Annotated in this window: 11 protein-coding genes; 3 read left to right on the forward strand and 8 right to left on the reverse strand. The window is 60.7% G+C overall.

The genetic code is table 11. The features are described from left to right. Window positions 1–5 precede the first annotated feature (5 nt). Together VOI22_RS13845 and VOI22_RS13850 are read left to right on the forward strand one after the other, a co-directional pair. Complete coding sequence (locus VOI22_RS13845) at window positions 6–632, forward strand: pseudaminic acid biosynthesis-associated methylase (protein WP_323797055.1); 627 nt, start codon at window positions 6–8, stop codon at window positions 630–632. A gap of 85 nt (window positions 633–717) precedes the next feature. Further along, window positions 718–1,620, forward strand: a complete 903-nt coding sequence (locus VOI22_RS13850; protein WP_323797056.1) for a hypothetical protein — start codon at window positions 718–720, stop codon at window positions 1,618–1,620. Between the two features lie 57 nt (window positions 1,621–1,677). On the opposite strand, the gene clpB is transcribed toward VOI22_RS13850, so the two are convergent. Next, on the reverse strand, window positions 1,678–4,296 hold the full coding sequence (gene clpB, locus VOI22_RS13855) for an ATP-dependent chaperone ClpB (RefSeq protein ID WP_323797057.1): 2,619 nt from the start codon (window positions 4,294–4,296) through the stop codon (window positions 1,678–1,680). A 251-nt stretch (window positions 4,297–4,547) separates the two neighbouring features. Between clpB and VOI22_RS13860 the strand changes: the two genes are divergently transcribed. Further along, window positions 4,548–5,309, forward strand: coding sequence for an MOSC domain-containing protein (locus VOI22_RS13860; RefSeq protein ID WP_323797058.1), 762 nt, complete (start codon window positions 4,548–4,550; stop codon window positions 5,307–5,309). 210 nt (window positions 5,310–5,519) lie between these two features. Here VOI22_RS13860 and VOI22_RS13865 read toward each other — a convergent pair whose 3' ends face one another. The 7 genes from VOI22_RS13865 to VOI22_RS13895 all read right to left on the reverse strand — a co-directional run bounded on the left by VOI22_RS13865 (window position 5,520) and on the right by VOI22_RS13895 (window position 13,755). Further along, window positions 5,520–6,308 (reverse strand): DUF4167 domain-containing protein, encoded by a 789-nt coding sequence (locus tag VOI22_RS13865; RefSeq protein WP_323797059.1) that lies wholly within the window; start codon window positions 6,306–6,308, stop codon window positions 5,520–5,522. A gap of 261 nt (window positions 6,309–6,569) precedes the next feature. Then, window positions 6,570–7,454, reverse strand: a complete 885-nt coding sequence (prmC, locus tag VOI22_RS13870) for a peptide chain release factor N(5)-glutamine methyltransferase (RefSeq protein WP_323797060.1) — start codon at window positions 7,452–7,454, stop codon at window positions 6,570–6,572. Beyond that, entirely contained in the window at window positions 7,454–8,509 is a 1,056-nt protein-coding gene (prfA, locus tag VOI22_RS13875) for a peptide chain release factor 1 (RefSeq protein WP_323797061.1), read from the reverse strand. The genes prmC and prfA overlap by 1 nt, the downstream gene beginning before the upstream one ends. Next, complete coding sequence (gene hemA / locus VOI22_RS13880) at window positions 8,506–9,798, reverse strand: glutamyl-tRNA reductase (protein ID WP_323797062.1); 1,293 nt, start codon at window positions 9,796–9,798, stop codon at window positions 8,506–8,508. Before hemA ends, prfA begins: the two co-directional genes overlap by 4 nt. A gap of 11 nt (window positions 9,799–9,809) precedes the next feature. Further along, a complete protein-coding gene (hisS, locus tag VOI22_RS13885) occupies window positions 9,810–11,054 on the reverse strand; it encodes a histidine--tRNA ligase (protein ID WP_323797063.1) in 1,245 nt (414 codons plus the stop codon). Between the two features lie 126 nt (window positions 11,055–11,180). Further along, window positions 11,181–12,329, reverse strand: coding sequence for a flavodoxin-dependent (E)-4-hydroxy-3-methylbut-2-enyl-diphosphate synthase (gene ispG / locus VOI22_RS13890; protein WP_323797064.1), 1,149 nt, complete (start codon window positions 12,327–12,329; stop codon window positions 11,181–11,183). Between the two features lie 112 nt (window positions 12,330–12,441). Continuing rightward, window positions 12,442–13,755, reverse strand: coding sequence for a helix-turn-helix domain-containing protein (locus VOI22_RS13895; protein ID WP_323797065.1), 1,314 nt, complete (start codon window positions 13,753–13,755; stop codon window positions 12,442–12,444). Between the last annotated feature and the right edge of the window lie 231 nt (window positions 13,756–13,986).

The raw sequence follows: 13,986 nt of genomic DNA on the forward strand, positions 1-13,986 counted from the left end.
ACCCGATGACGGACACTTACCGCACCGAGCAGGAAGCCTTCTGGGCCGGGTCGTTTGGCAATGGTTATATCGACCGGAACAGGGACGCCGCCATCCTCGCCTCCCGCACGGCGATGTTCACCCGCATCCTGTCGCGGGCGGGGACGGTCGGCTCGGTGGTCGAGTTCGGCGCCAATATCGGCCTCAACATGCTGGCCCTGCGCACGCTGCTGCCGGAAGCGAAACTCTCCGCCATCGAGATCAATCCCGAAGCGGTGAAGATCCTGCAGACGCAGGAGCGGCTGAATGTCCATCACGGCTCGATTCTGGAGCCGCAGGTGGAGACGTCGCACGATCTCTCCTTCACCTCCGGTGTGCTCATCCACATCAATCCGGAGGCGCTGCCGAGCGTCTATGACAATCTCTATGCGGCGAGCGGGCGCTATATCGCGCTGTCGGAATATTACAATCCGGCACCAGTCGCGATCCCTTACCGCGGGCACGACGACCGGCTGTTCAAGCGGGATTTCGCCGGAGACCTGATGGACCGCTTCCCGGATCTCAAGCTGATCGATTACGGGTTCTGCTATCACCGGGACCCGAATTTCCCGGCGGACGACATGACCTGGTTCTTGTTGGAGAAGCGGGGATAGGTTTCGAGTTTTTTTAATCAACGATCAATTGATCTTGATGGGTTGTGTTTGGGGGTTGTAACTTTCTCGTAAAGGGGGAGTTGTGATGGAGATTAGCCTACCTCATCAGGTAATTTACGATACTGAGGAGGCCTCCTCAGTATCAGATGTCGTTGACTCTCTCTTGGCGACAGAGCAAGCGGCAAAAGAGGCGGCGGTAATAATATCGGGATTAATAGATGGATTCAGAGTTCGGCGTGTAAGTATTTCGGTAAATCATATATCCCAGAAGAGCCCTCTACGTGAGTTATTCACTGTTGCTTTACTAATTGCTTATCAAGACGACCTAAATGCCGCTGTTCCGAAAGGAATCGAAGAAATGCTTGGCGTGGATCTTCCAGGTGATCACAGCACGCTCATAACAGTAGTAACTCTGGTGGTTTTATTTTACGGGGCAGATTTCTTGATTAAGCGACTCGGTCGCGTGCTTGATTCAAACGGAGTCCGGGCGCAGTTGGATCAGCTTATAGGGGAATTAGCGGAAGCGACTGGAAAGCCTGAAGAAACAATCCGCGCTACGTTAGAATCGAGATATTCAGGAAGGCGAATGGTTAGCCTCAGCCGGACAGCTTTGAGATTTTTCGCTCCGAGTAAAAACCAGCGAAATGCAAAAATAATCGTAGGTAATAGATCAATTCCTTCAAATATTGTCGCTCAAGTTCCGGGTGATACCGCTGAAGAGGTGCTTACGCCGGATGAAACGAGCGAGCAGCTTCAAGATGTTGAAATAGAATTGCACGCGCAAGACGTCGATTATTCGAAGCGTGGATGGGCAGCCGTAATTCCCGAACTATCTCCAGACCGAATGCAGATGCGAATTTTTCCGCCGACGCGTCCAGAAGATATTTGGACAAAGCAGAAAATTCGAGGCGATGTGATTGTTGTCTACCAAGTAATCGGAGGAGAATCGAAACCCAGAGAATGCCACTTAGTAAGGCTAACGGGCTGAGGTTTTTAAAAAATTTCTAAGCACAGGCCCCTCTTCAACAAGAGGGGCCTGTTTGGTTTACTCGGCCGCCTCGATCCGGACTTCGGAGCTTGGGGCGGACGGTTTGCCGTTGATGATCAGCTTGCCGTCTTCCGCCGTCACCTTCACGTGGCTGCCATCGAGAATGCTGCCTTCCAGGATCTGGTTGGCCAGCGGGTTTTGCAGCGAGCGCTGGATCACCCTTTTCAGTGGCCGGGCGCCATAGACTGGGTCGTAGCCCGTGTCGGCGAGCCAGCGCAGGGCCGCATCGTCGAGATCGATCGTGATCTTGCGGTCCTCCAGCAGCTTGCGCAGTCGTTCCAGCTGGATGTCGACGATATGCGTCATGTTCGCCCGGTCGAGCCGTGAGAACAGCAGCACCTCGTCCAGACGATTCAGGAATTCCGGCCGGAACGCCCGGCGCACAACTTCCATCACCTGCGGGCGGACCGCATCGACCGTCTCGCCCTCACCCTGGGCCGCGAGGAACTCGGAGCCGAGGTTCGAGGTCAGGATGATCAGCGTGTTGCGGAAGTCGACCGTCCTGCCCTGGCCATCCGTAAGGCGGCCGTCGTCGAGCACCTGGAGCAGCACGTTGAAGACGTCCGGATGTGCTTTCTCAACCTCGTCGAACAGCACGACCTGATAGGGCCGACGCCGCACCGCTTCGGTCAAGGCACCGCCCTCGTCATATCCGACATAGCCCGGAGGCGCCCCGATCAGGCGGCTGACCGAGTGCTTCTCCATATATTCGGACATGTCGAGCCGGACCATGGCCTGCTCGTCATCGAACAGGAACTCGGCAAGCGCCTTGGTCAGTTCCGTCTTGCCGACGCCGGTCGGGCCGAGGAACAGGAAGGAGCCGATCGGGCGGTGTGGGTCCTGCAACCCGGCACGGGCCCGGCGGACGGCATTGGAGACGGCCGATACCGCTTCGTCCTGGCCGATCACCCTTGCATGCAGGTTCGCCTCCATCTGAAGCAGCTTGTCGCGCTCGCCTTCCAGCATCTTGTCGACGGGAATGCCGGTCCAGCGGGAGACGACGGAGGCAATGTCGCGGTCCGTTACCTCTTCCATAACCATCTTCTCGGCCGATGCGTTCTCGGCCTGGCCGATCGTGGCTTCCAGATCGGGGATAACGCCGTACATCAGCTCGCCGGCCTTCTCGAAATTACCCTGCCGCTTCGCGTTCTCAAGCTCCTGCCGGGCTTTTTCCAGCTTCTCCTGCATCTTCTGGACGCCGACCACGACTTCCTTCTCGGATTGCCAGCGTTCGGTCAGTTCCGAAGAGGTTTTCTCAAGCGCCGCCAGCTCGCCCTCGAGTTTCGAAAGGCGATCCTTGGAAGCCTTGTCGGCTTCCTTCTTCAACGCTTCCTGTTCAATCTTGAGCTGGATGATCTTGCGGTCGAGTTCGTCGATCTTCTCCGGCTTGGAATCAACTTCCATGCGCCGGCGCGATGCGGCCTCGTCCATCAGATCGATGGCCTTGTCGGGCAGGAACCGGTCGGTGATATAGCGGTTGGAGAGGTTCGCCGCCGCGACCAGCGCGCTGTCGGTGATCCGCACACCGTGGTGCAGCTCGTACTTTTCCTTAAGGCCGCGCAGGATCGAGATCGCGTCGACGACGTTCGGCTCCTCGACAAAGACCGGCTGGAAGCGTCGGGCCAGTGCCGCATCCTTTTCGATGTGCTTGCGGTATTCGTCCAGTGTGGTCGCGCCGACGCAGTGCAGCTCGCCGCGAGCCAAGGCCGGCTTCAGCATGTTGGACGCATCCATCGCGCCTTCGGCGGCACCGGCACCAACCAGCGTATGCAGCTCGTCGATGAAGAGCACGATGTCGCCTTCGGAGTGCGAGACTTCCTGCAGAACGGCTTTCAGCCGTTCCTCGAATTCACCACGGAACTTGGCGCCGGCGATAAGCGCGCCGAGGTCGAGCGTCAGCAGCCGCTTCTGTTTCAGCGGTTCCGGCACGTCGCCATTGACGATGCGCTGGGCCAGGCCCTCGATGATGGCGGTCTTGCCGACGCCGGGCTCACCGATCAGCACCGGGTTGTTCTTGGTCCGGCGGGACAGCACCTGGATGGTCCGGCGGATCTCCTCGTCCCGGCCGATCACAGGATCGAGCTTGCCCGAGCGGGCAGCCTCGGTCATGTCCTGGGTATATTTGTCCAGCGCCTCGTAAGCATTCTCGGCGGTCGCGCTGTCGGCCTTGCGGCCCTTGCGGACGTCGTTGATGGTCTGGTTCAGGGCCTGCGCCGTGAGGCCTGCATCCTTCAGGATGCGTGCCGCCGCTGTGCCTTCCGCCATGGCGATGGCGAGAAGCAACCGCTCCACCGTGATAAAGCTGTCGCCGGCCTTTTCGGCTACTTCCTGCGCCTGGGTCAGCAGACGTGCGGTTTCGGGGGCGAGATAAACCTGCCCCGCACCGCTGCCTTCAACCGTCGGCAGCTTGCTGAGTTCGGCCTCGACCGCGAGCTGAGCCGCCTTCGCATCACCGCCCGACGCGTCGATAAGCTTGGCGCACATGCCTTCCTTATCGTCGAGCAGGACTTTGAGCAGATGTTCGGGGGTCAGGCGCTGGTGTCCGGCGCCGGTAGCGTAGGTTTGCGCCGATTGTATGAAGCCGCGCAGGCGCTCCGAGAGTTTTTCGAAATCCAATGGTCGTCTCCTTCGTACCGCAAGGTTGCCGATACAGCTCCACGCGCTCCATTATGGCGGCACGCAAGCCTATTTCCGGAAAGCACAGACGATCTTTTCAGCATCGCCGATTGCGTTCCGGCTTGGAAGAGGGCCGAACCCGATAATGGCATCCGGAACCCACATCACAGATATGGTGAGCGGCCGCGTTATCGCAAGAGGTGGGAAAGCGAGTTGACAGGCTTTCGAAGCTATTTATTGTGCGGTGCACTATGGGAAAAATAAGTGCGATTTACAGGTTTCCGGTCAAGGGTATGACAGGGGAATCTCTGGAGAGCGTGCCGCTGGAAGCGGGGCGCATGCTTCCGAACGACCGTCGTTTCGGAATTCTGCACGGCGCCTCGGCGCGGCGTGCGGAAGCCGGAGACCGGGATTGGAAGGCGAAAGCCAATTTCCTTCAGCTTGCACAGGTCGAGAAGCTCGCTCAACTGGAAGCGCGTTTTGACGGCGAGAGCGAGATCCTGCAGATCTGGCGCAAGGGCCGGAACGTCTCCAGCGGCAAGCTTACCGACGTCAATGGACGGACGGTGCTGGAGCAGTTCTTCGCTGCCTTCATGACGAAGGAAAGCCGGGGCCAGCCGCGTATTGTCGAAAGTGGCGATCAGCCCTATTCCGACGTGAAGGTTCCTTTCGTCTCGATCATCAATCTGGAAAGTGTCCGGGATCTCGAACGCGTGGTTGGCCAGCCGGTCGATCCGCTGCGGTTCCGGGGCAATCTCCTGATTGAAGGTGTGCCGGCTTGGGAAGAATTCACCTGGGTCGGAAAGACGCTGAAAATCGGCGATGCCGAAATCCGCGTTGCCGAACGGATTGGCCGTTGCCCGGCGACCAATGTCGATCCGGCAACGGCACAGCGCGACCTGACGATCCCGCGGGATCTACAGAATGGTTTCGGCCATACCGATTGCGGCATCTATGTCGATGTGACCGGTGGCGGCACGATCCGTGTCGGTGACGAAATCACTGTTCTCTAGTCTCTGGGCTGGTCATTCGTCTTGAGGCCGGAACGGTACCAATGCCTTTTACGAACGCATCGGATATCAGCGTTCTTAGCCATCCTATTCGTTCCGGAAGCAGATCCAGGCACGAAGCAGATACAGTCGCTGACCTGACATTTCCGCATAAAAAAACCGGCCATCATCACTGACAACCGGTTTTCTCAAAATGGTGTGCCTATAGGCCGATCAGTCCTCGCCGGCCAACGGCAGAGCGGGCTCGACCGCTTCGACGACCTTGCGCGGGCGACCTCTGCGACGGACCGGCTTTGCTTCCGGCTCAACACTGTCGGCGGAAGCTTCTTCCGGCGCAGCCTTTGGTGCACCGCTTTCACTGGCACCGAGCATTGCCCGAAGCGCGGCATCATTATCCGCTGCCGGAGCGGCGGTATCCTGTGGAGCAGGTGCGCTGCGGCGGCGGCGCGGCTGACGCGGTGCGCGTTGTTCCGGCTCGCTGGTTTGTTGTTCGCCGGTTTGCTCTGCGGCTTCAGCGTCCTGACGGCGCTCGCTTCGTGTCCTGCGTGCCGGAGCAGACTCTTCGTCCGAAGACGGTGTCGCCTGAGGCTGGGGCACTGGAGGCTGGACCGACCGCGCTTCTACGACATTACCCGCTTCGTTTTCGTCGTCTCTGCGGGAGTCGTCGTTACGCGGCGAGCTGTCAGACTGCTGTTGCCCGCTATCCTGCTGCGCATTTCTCCGGGCTTCACGGGCTTCATTCTCTTCGTTGAAAGCGCTGTAGATGCGGAAATAATGATCCGCATGCTGGAACAGGTTTTCAGCCAGCAGCCGGTCTCCGGCGGTCGAGGCATCCCGGGCAAGCGTCACGTATTTTTCATACACCTGATGCGCATTGCCACGAATCCGCACGTCGGGACCGTTGCTGTCGAAGGTCTGGTTTCTGTTGGGGGTGCTCGGGCGACGATTATTGTTATTTCCGCCGCGACCCCGCCCACGTTTCTGATGGGGACCTTGTCTCATGTTTGATTCTTTGCCGTTTTAAAAGGGCGCCAAATGGGCTCCCATGCCAAAACACCGATCCACACCACGTGCGTGATCGAAACATCCGGAGCATCCGGTAGGACCAGGTCCAAGCCGATGCATTCATCTCATAACCAGGATGGTTTCCTGCAACAGACCTGCCCCCTCCGGCCTCTGTTGCATGAAGGGAGACTACCGGGTTGGGCGCGGCATTCCAAGTTCTAATTCCCCGCAGCAACGCAGCGACGGAGTAGGGCCAGGCTAGGCTCGCCGCACCAGAATGCAGCGCTCGATGCCCGCCAGATCGTTCCGGAAACCGTCCACGATGAGGTCTGATGCTTCCACGATGCGGGAAATTGCAGGCCCCTGACCTTCTCCAAATTCGAGAGCTGCGAGACCGTCTTCGCTGAGTAGGGAAGGCAAGCATTCCGCGATGTTACGGTAGGCGGTCAGGCCGTCGGGGCCACCGTCCAGTGCTTGCATGGGGTCGTGTACTTTTACTTCTGGTTGCAGTGAGGCGATGTCGGATGTGGGAATGTATGGCGGGTTGGAAAGCACGATATCAAATGGTCCGTTCACATTGTCCGCCCACCGGGAACGGATCATTCGTGCGCGGCTGGAAAGAGATAGTTTCTCTGCATTTTGGCGAGCAACTTGGACGCAGTCCGCGTCGATATCGACACCCACACCTTCTGCATTCGGAAATTCAGACAGCGCCGCCAGTAGAAGGCAGCCGGTTCCAGTGCCGAGATCAAGGATGCGATAGGCTCGATCGCGATCCGGATGAAGCTCCAGAAGGGCGTCGATCAGAGTCTCGCTGTCCGGGCGCGGGTCGAGGGTGGCAGGTGAGAGATCGAATTCCAGGCTCCAGAATTCGCGGGAGCCGAGAATGCGGGACACGGGCTCTCCACCGATTCGGCGCGCCAGAAATGCGGCAAAGCGGGTGCGCTCCTCCGCCGTAACCGGATCGTCTTCCCGGCCATGCAGTCGTCCTTCCACGCCGAGGGCATGGGCAAGCAGTAATCGCGCGTCGAGCCGGGGATTGTCGTTGCCTTCCGCAGCCAGACGTTGCGTCGCGGCCTGCAGCAGAGCGCCGATGGTCTCGGTCTCGCCAGGATCGTTCGCGTCAGGATCGTTTTGGGTCATCAGCTCATCGAGGCGAGGCGCGCGGCCTCGTCTTCGGCGGTCAGGGCGTCGACAAACTCGTCCAGAGCCTCGCCGGCAATCACCTTGTCTATTTTGTAGAGCGTCAGGTTGATGCGGTGATCGGACACTCGCCCCTGCGGAAAATTGTAGGTCCGGATGCGTTCGGAACGGTCTCCGCTGCCGATCTGATCCTTGCGGTCTGCTGCCCGCTCGCTGGCGAGGCGCTGGCGCTCATGATCGTAAAGCCGGGCTCGCAGGATCTTCATCGCCTTGGCCCGGTTCTTATGCTGCGACTTCTCGTCCTGTTGGGAGACCACGATGCCCGACGGAATATGCGTGATGCGGACCGCGCTTTCGGTCGTGTTGACATGCTGGCCGCCAGCGCCGCTGGCCCGGAACACATCGACCCGGAGATCCTTGTCTTCGATGTTCAGATCGACATCCTCAGCTTCCGGCAGCACTGCGACAGTGGCGGCGGAAGTGTGGATACGGCCGCCGGACTCGGTGACCGGCACCCGCTGAACCCGATGCACGCCAGATTCGAACTTGAGGCGCGCGAAGACGGAGCGGCCGGTGATCTCGGCGGTAGCTTCCTTGTAGCCGCCGATATCGTTCTCGGAGATTTCCATGACCTCGAACTTCCAGCCCTTCAGGGCCGCATAGCGCTGGTACATGCCGAACAGATCGGCGGCGAAAAGTGCCGCCTCGTCCCCGCCTGTACCCGCCCGGACTTCGAGGATGGCGTTCTTCTCGTCCGCCTCGTCCTTCGGCAGCAGCAGGATCTGGACGTCGCGCTCAAGCTCCGGCAGCGCTTTCTCAAGCCGCTGCACCTCGTCGGCGGCCATGTCCGCCATGTCCGGATCTTCCAGCAGCTCTCGGGCGTCGGTCAGCTCCCGGCGCATGTCGTTCAGCTCCGTCACCTTCTGGGCGATGGGCGCGAGTTCCGAGAGTTCTTTCGACAGCTTGGCTATGTCCGAGCTGTCTCCGGATGCCAGAATAGCTTCCAGTTCCTTGTGACGGGCCAGCACGCGTTCCAGATTTGCCTGCAAGCTCACAGGTCGTCTCCTTGTTCTTGGTCAAGACCGAACAGTTCCTCCAGCGTGGAGAGTGTCCGGTCGTCCAGATTGTCCGTTGCCGCCAGGCGCCGGAGATGTTCCGACGGGCCGTGCATGATGCGTTTCAGCAACAAGCGGGTTGCGTCTTCCGCGGAAAGGTTTGGCTGCTCCGCGTGTAATGTCTCGCGCATGCCTTCTAGGTGAGCCCGGAGGCGCGCGATGGAGGGAGCGGCGATGCGCCCGCTCTGGTCCGAGAGGAACCGGGCGACGGCGGCGTCGACCATCTCGCGGGCTGCTTCCGCCTCGGCCCGGCGGGCATTCTTGCCCTCGGTGGCGGACCGTTCCAGATCCTCCAGATCGAACAGGAAAGCTTCATCGATCCTGTTCACCGCCGGGTCGATATCGGCCGGAACCGATAGATCGACCAGAAAGATCGGGCGATAGCGGCGCTTCACCAGCGTCTGCCGGATCATTTCCTCGGTCAGCTGGGTGCGGCCTTCCCCGACGGCGGAGATGACGATATCGGCATCGACGAGTGCATCCGCAAGAGTATCCATGGTGCCGTGGTGTGCCCCGATGGATTTGGCTGTGGCCTCGGCGCGCCGCGCAATGCGGTCGAGCACTGTGACCGGTGTGCCGTGACTGTTGTGAAGTTGTTCCGCCAGAATGAGGCCGAGCTCGCCCGAGCCAAGCAGCACTGCGCGGGTCCGTTCCAGCGCGCCGTGGACGTCGCGGGCGACGGAAAGGGCAGCGGCGGCAATGGAGACTGGCCCTTCGGCAATACGGGTTTCCCGGCGCACCTGGCGGGCGGCTTCGAAGGCGGCGCTCATGGTTGCGTCGAGCAGCGGGCCGGAGGATTTCAGGCTGCGTGCCAGCCGGTGTCCCGCGCGCATTTGCCCGAGGATCTGAGGCTCGCCGATAACCTGGCTGTCAAGGGAGGCGGCGACGCGGAACAGATGGCTCACCGCGTCCCCGCCGACATGCCGGTAAAGCAGCGGCTCCAGCAGGGCCGGGTCGAGATCAACCGGGGCGCAGAGGATCTTCGCGATGATGCTGCGGGCTTCTTCCGGGTTTGGAAAGACACCGGCAACCTCGACCCGGTCGCAGGTTGAGAGCGGCATGGCTTCCTCAACGCCGAAGACCCGAAGCGAGCGAAGCACGACCGGCAGCTCTTCGTCGGCGACGAAAAGTTGTTCACGGATCGCATCGGGACAAGTCCGGTGGTTGACGCCGACGACGGCGAAGCGGTGCAGATCCTGAAAAAGCGGGGAAGCGGAGCGGTCCGCCAACGCGCGCCTCGCTAGGCCTCGGCGCCGAGATGGTCCCCGATCTTGCCCAGCGCGACTTCGAGCTGCGTGCCTGTATCCAGGTCGCGGATCGTCGCTACGCCCTTTTCGAGTTCCGTCTCGCCGATAATGACGGCGTGGCTGGCATTGAGTTTGTTGGCCCGTTTCATGCGCTTTCCGAGATTGCCCGAATAGCCCATTTCGACAGAGTGGCCCGCCTTGCGCAAGTCGTGCGCGAGCTTGATCGCCGCGATGGTGGCGTCCTCGCCGACCGGGATTAGGGATAGCGGCCGCACTGGAGCCGCGGGGGCCTCGATCATCATGGCGATACGCTCGATACCGGCTGCCCAGCCGACCCCCGGCGTTGAGGGGCCACCCATGGTCTCGATCAACCCGTCATAGCGTCCGCCGGCCATCACGGTGCCCTGGGCGCCAAGCCGGTCGGTGACGAACTCGTAGGCGGTGTGGCAATAGTAATCGAGGCCGCGCACCAGCCGGTCATTCTGCTGATAGGGAATGCCGACCGCATCGAGCCCGGCTTTTACCGTGCCGTAGAAATCTTCGGAAGCCGCATTGAGGTAGTCGCCGAAGGAGGGGGCGTCCGCGACGATCTTCCGGTCACCCTCATCCTTGCTGTCGAGGATGCGCAGAGGGTTTGCGTCCAGCCGCCGGAGGCTGTCCTCGGAGAGGCCGTCCTTGTGGCCCATCAGATACTCGACCAGCGCGCCGCGATAGGCTTGGCGGCTTTCGGTGTCGCCGAGGGTGTTCAGCTGCAGAACGATGCCATCGAAAATGCCGAGCGCATCGAGAATATCGGCGCCGACCGTGATCACCTCGACATCGGCCTGCGGTGTCGGCACGCCGATCAGCTCGACGCCGATCTGATGGAACTGACGCTGGCGGCCTTTCTGCGGGCGCTCATAGCGGAACATCGGGCCCTGATAGAACAGCTTCAGCGGCAGATCCTGGGTCAGGCCGCCGGAAATGAAGGCGCGCGCCACGCCCGCCGTACCTTCCGGGCGCAGCGTTATGCTTTCATCACCCCGGTCGGTGAAGCTGTACATCTCTTTCGAAACCACGTCCGAGGTCTCACCGAGGGTGCGGGCGAAGACTTCGGTGAACTCGAAAATCGGTGTCTGAATTTCGCTGAAACCGTAGCGACCCGCCGTTTCGAGGGCCGTTTCGACCACATGGCGATGCCGCCGCGCATCCTCACCGAGGAGGTCGTGGGTGCCGCGAACGGGCTGCAACTTGGCCATGATTGAGGTCCTTTCAAACATCCCCGAAACCGACAGAATGCCGGGGAGGCTCGGTTTATGCCGCGTTTCCGTCCCGGATTCAAACGGATGCGGTGATTTTGCGTTGGTTGGAAATTCCGGAGGGTGTCAGGAAGCCGCCGGAGAAATGATCTGTGCTGGGCTTTCGTCCGCTTCGGCCAGCTCCTTCTCGATCTCCGCCGCCTTTTCCTCGACGAGAGAGACCAGATGGTCGACGACATTGTCGTCCTTCAGGCGGTGGTGCGGCAGGCCGGCGATATAGACCTGGTGAGTTCCCTTGCCGCCGCCGGTGAAACCGATATCGGTCTCGCGCGCTTCGCCCGGCCCGTTCACAACGCAGCCGATTACCGAAAGGGTCATCGGTGTGGTGATATGGGCAAGCCGCTTCTCCAGAACCTCGACAGTCTTGATGACGTCGAACTGCTGGCGGGCGCAGGACGGGCATGAGATCACGTTCACGCCGCGATGGCGCAGGTTAAGCGACTTCAGGATGTCGAAGCCGACTTTCACCTCGTCCACGGGGTCCGAAGAGAGCGAGACCCGGATGGTATCGCCGATACCGCTCCAGAGCAGCATGCCCATACCGATGGAGGATTTGACGGAGCCGATGCGGAAACCACCAGCCTCCGTGATGCCCAGATGCAGTGGGTAATCGCAGGCGTCGGCTAGCCCCTGATAGGCGGCGACTGCAAGGAATATGTCGGAAGCTTTTACGCTGACTTTCGTCTCGTAGAAGTCGTTGTCTTCCAGGATGCGGATGTGATCGAGCGCGGATTCGACCATCGCTTCGGGGCAGGGCTCGCCGTATTTTTCCAGCAGATGCTTTTCCAGGCTGCCGGCATTGACGCCGATCCGGATGGAGCAGCCGTGATCTTTGGCGGCTTTCACGACTTCGCGGACGCGTTCGGCACTGCCGATATTGCCCGGATTGATCCGCAGGCAGGCAGCGCCCGCCTCGGCGGCTTCAATGGCGCGCTTATAGTGGAAATGAATATCCGCGACGATCGGTACCGGGCTGGCCTTGCAGATTTCCGGCATTGCCGCCGTCGAAGCTTCGTCGGGGCAGGAGACGCGCACGATATCGGCACCGGCATCGGCGCATTCCTGGATCTGCGCAATGGTCGCCTTGGCATCCGATGTCAGTGTGTTCGTCATGGTTTGCACTGTGATCGGCGCATCGCCGCCAACCAGCACATTGCCGACAGAGATCTGACGGGATTTTCGTCTGAAGATGTCGCGGTAGGGCCGCACGCTCATGGGATCGATCCGCTCGCTGTACTCGCCACTGCGAGATGGCGTTCCGGGTCTTATAAAGCAAGCAGACGCCGCGGGTAAACGCCGCCTTCGTGACGATTGAGGATTGTTGGCGTCAGTCGGTGACCGAGTAGGTCAGCAAAGTTTCGTCCAACGGGATGTTCCGGGCGATTTTGCCGAACGGGCCGAGGCTCGGAACTTCCGCTCCATTCACCGAGATTTTCAAGGCTCCGGCATTCCCGGTAAAGAGCTTCAGCCCGGTGCGGGCCGGAACCTTGTACTGCTCGCCTTTGCGCAGGATGCGAGTCAGCAGCGGAGTCGCATCGGTGCCGCGGACCTGGACCCAGCTGTCGTCTGTTGCGCTGATCACGATAAGCGGTCCGGCGGCGGCTGAAACAGGTTTCGGTCGGCTGTCGATGGCTGCCGCTTCGGCTTCCGAGACCGACCGCCCGGCCGTCGCGACTTCCTGCCGCGGCATTTCGGGAACGTCCGGGATTTGGGCCGTTACGGGTTCAGGAGCGGATGCCGGTACGCTGGCAATCTGTTCCGCCGCCGCTGGCTCTTCGGGCGCGGATAAAGGCAATGCTGTGCTGTCGGCGCTGGCTGTTTCGGCTGGTGCCGGCGTTTCCGCGGCAGGTTCGACAGCCGCGACCGGCTCGCTGCTTGACGGAGCAACAGGTATCTCTGTCTCGGTGCTTGTCGCTGCTGCCGTTTCAGGCGCGGCCGGAGCCGTTGCAGATGCGCTTACCGCGACCGGTATGTCGTCGGACTGGGGCGCGGGTTCCGGGCTTGCCGATGCCGCGACGGGTGTTGTGGCGGCCGGTGTCGTGACAACTGGTGCCACGGTTGTCGCCTCGGCTACCGGTTCGCCTGCCGGCTCTGGCTGCGCTGAAGCGGCTTCAGTCTGCGTTGGGGCGGAAGGCTCTTTGCTGGAAGCCTGTGCCGTAGTGACGACGCCAACTGCGGTAGGCTGCGGCGCGGCCGGCGCGCTTTCCGTTGTTGCCGGGGTGTCGATTGCAGGCTCTTCCAGAAGGAAGGCCAGCCGGTCCGGCACTTTGGGTGTGAGATCGGAGACCGCGGTTTCCGAGGTCGAGAAATAGTACCAGCCGCCGTAGCTGAGAGCCGCGAGGAAGACACCGACAAATACCAACGCCCCGCCGGGTACTTTTCCTTCGGGCGCCGGTGACGGGAACGAGAGTTGCGTCGGTTCCTGCAGCTTTTTGGCTTCAGCCTTGAAGTCAGTGATCAGCGTCGCTGCGTCGAGATCAAGAAGTTGTGCGTAGCTGCGAACATATCCGATGGCATAGGTCAGTCCGGGAAGACTGTCGAAGTCCCCGTTTTCCAGTGCATCAAGATAGCTGCGCTGGATGCGCAGTTGCTGGGCAATGTCCTGAAGAGAGAGATCTCTTTCAATACGGTGCCGCTGCAAGATTTCGCCTACTGCAGACCCGTGTTCGGCTTGTTCAACTTGGGGGAGCGGATTTCGCTCAGCAGGTGTAGTGCTTTTCGTTTTGGAGACAAGGCTTGGCGACGCAAAAGGTTTCACCGTCGCTGCTTGCGGCGTAGTGTTTGCGGTCTTTGACTTTGCGGCATCTTCGATATGCCGGAGTCTTAACTTTGCTTTTGCGCTCATATCATCCACGACCTGGTTGCCCGCGAA

The organism is Nisaea sp. (assembly GCF_034670185.1).
Classification (GTDB): Bacteria; Pseudomonadota; Alphaproteobacteria; order Thalassobaculales; family Thalassobaculaceae; genus Nisaea.

Bases quoted from the DNA above. Each gene is read 5' to 3' on its own strand.
- hisS (WP_323797063.1), bottom strand. From the start codon at position 11,054: ATGGCCAAGTTGCAGCCCGTTCGCGGCACCCACGACCTCCTCGGTGAG.
- VOI22_RS13860 (WP_323797058.1), top strand. From the start codon at position 4,548: ATGGGAAAAATAAGTGCGATTTACAGGTTTCCGGTCAAGGGTATGACA.
- VOI22_RS13850 (WP_323797056.1), top strand. From the start codon at position 718: ATGGAGATTAGCCTACCTCATCAGGTAATTTACGATACTGAGGAGGCC.
- VOI22_RS13845 (WP_323797055.1), top strand. From the start codon at position 6: ATGACGGACACTTACCGCACCGAGCAGGAAGCCTTCTGGGCCGGGTCG.
- VOI22_RS13865 (WP_323797059.1), bottom strand. From the start codon at position 6,308: ATGAGACAAGGTCCCCATCAGAAACGTGGGCGGGGTCGCGGCGGAAAT.
- prmC (WP_323797060.1), bottom strand. From the start codon at position 7,454: ATGACCCAAAACGATCCTGACGCGAACGATCCTGGCGAGACCGAGACC.
- ispG (WP_323797064.1), bottom strand. From the start codon at position 12,329: ATGAGCGTGCGGCCCTACCGCGACATCTTCAGACGAAAATCCCGTCAG.